The sequence below is a fragment of the Pseudoroseomonas cervicalis ATCC 49957 genome (assembly GCF_000164635.1).
GTDB classification, from domain to species: domain Bacteria; phylum Pseudomonadota; class Alphaproteobacteria; order Acetobacterales; family Acetobacteraceae; genus Pseudoroseomonas; species Pseudoroseomonas cervicalis.
Map to the genome: position 1 here is coordinate 1 of NZ_GG770928.1, position 1,543 is coordinate 1,543.

Consider the following 1,543-nt stretch of genomic DNA (forward strand, 5'->3'; position numbering starts at 1 on the left):
CGGCGGGGCGCCGTTGCGGGCGGCCGGGCGCTGCGCGCCGCCGGTGCTGCCATCGAGCGGCAGATAGGGCACCACGCCCTGCAGCCGGTCGTCGATCACCAGCTTCGGGTTGCGGCGCAGGATCTCCTCCATCGTCTCCATGTAGATGCGGCGCACCGTCACGTCGCGGGCCGTCTGATAGGCGGTCAGCACGCTGACGAAGCGCGCCGCCTCGCCGCGGGCGCGGGCCACGGTGCTCTCGCGGAAGCCCTCGGCCTCCTGGATCATGCGCTGCCCCTCGCCGCGGGCCTGCGGGATGATCTCGTTGCGGTAGGCCTCGGCCTGGTTGCGCAGGCGCTCGCGGTCGGCATTGGCGCGCTGCACGTCGCGGAAGGTGTCGATCACCTCGGCCGGCGGGTCGACCTTCAGCAGCTGCACCTGGGTCAGCTCGATGCCCGAGCCGTACTGGTCCAGGATGAACTGCACGCCGGTGCGCACCCGCGTCTCGATATCGGCGCGCGCCTCGGTCAGCGCCGGCTGGATCGGCGTCTGGCCGACCACCTCGCGCATCACGCTCTCGGCCGCCGACTTCACCGTCTGGTCGGGGTTGCGGGTGTTGAACAGATACTCGCCGGCATTGCGGATGCGCCAGAACACCGCGAAGTCGATGTCGATGATGTTCTCGTCGCCGGTCAGCATCAGGCTCTCCTCCAGCACGTCGCGGGCGGAGACGGGGCGCGTCAGCGGCGTGTCGTTGGGGGCGCGGAAGCCGATATCGATGCGGTTGATGCGCGTCACGCGCGGGGTGGTGACGCTCTCCACCGGCCAGGGGATGCGGTAGTTCAGGCCGGGCTGGGTGGTGCGGTGGAAGGCGCCGAAGCGCATCACCACGCCCTGCTCGTCCGGCTGCACGCGGTAGATGCCGCTGGCCGCCCAGACCACCAGCAGCGCCGCGGCGCCGAGGCCCAGCCATTTGCCGCTGCCGCCCCCGCCGCCGAAGGGCAGGTAGCGCCGCAGCGCGGCCTGCGCCTGGCGGATCACCTCATCCAGATCGGGATTGCCACCCGGGCCGCGCCCGCCGCCGCCGCCCTGGGGCGGCTGCCCCCAAGGTCCGCCGGGGCGAGGATTGCCCCAAGGGCTGCCTCCTGGGCCGGATCCGCCGCTCGTATTCCAGGGCATGTCTGCCTGTCGCTCCCTCTGCTCGCTCGTGCTCCCGGCCGCGGACGCTTGCACAAGGGGCGTGCATGGGCGACAGGGCCGGACCATATGTCGCCCTGTCCGGGCCGGGCTGCAATGCATGCGCATCACGCACCGGCGAGGGCGCGGCCGATATTGTCCGGGTTGAGGGGGTTTTCAAGCGATGTCAGACACTCTGGCCGATGCCGTGCGTGCCGCCCTGGCCCGGCTGAGCGATCCGGAGACCGGGCAGGACCTGGTCGCCTCCGGCATGCTGCAGGGGCTGTCGGCGCGGGACGGGCTGGTGCAGTTCGCCCTCTCCGTCCCGCGCGAGCGCGCCCGCGGGCTGGAGCCGCTGCGCCAGGCGGCCGAGCGCGCCGCCGCCGCC

General features: G+C 72.6%; 2 protein-coding genes. One reads left to right on the top strand and one right to left on the bottom strand.

Annotation, left to right across the window (positions count from 1 at the left end):
* Positions 1 to 1,020, bottom strand: a 1,020-nt coding sequence (gene hflK, locus HMPREF0731_RS20450) for an FtsH protease activity modulator HflK (RefSeq protein WP_007006131.1), incomplete at its 3' end; no start/stop codon positions are given.
* A 319-nt stretch (positions 1,021 to 1,339) separates the two neighbouring features.
* Here hflK and HMPREF0731_RS20455 point away from each other — a divergent pair.
* A partial coding sequence (locus tag HMPREF0731_RS20455; RefSeq protein WP_007006133.1) for an iron-sulfur cluster assembly protein occupies positions 1,340 to 1,543 on the top strand: 204 nt, incomplete at its 3' end.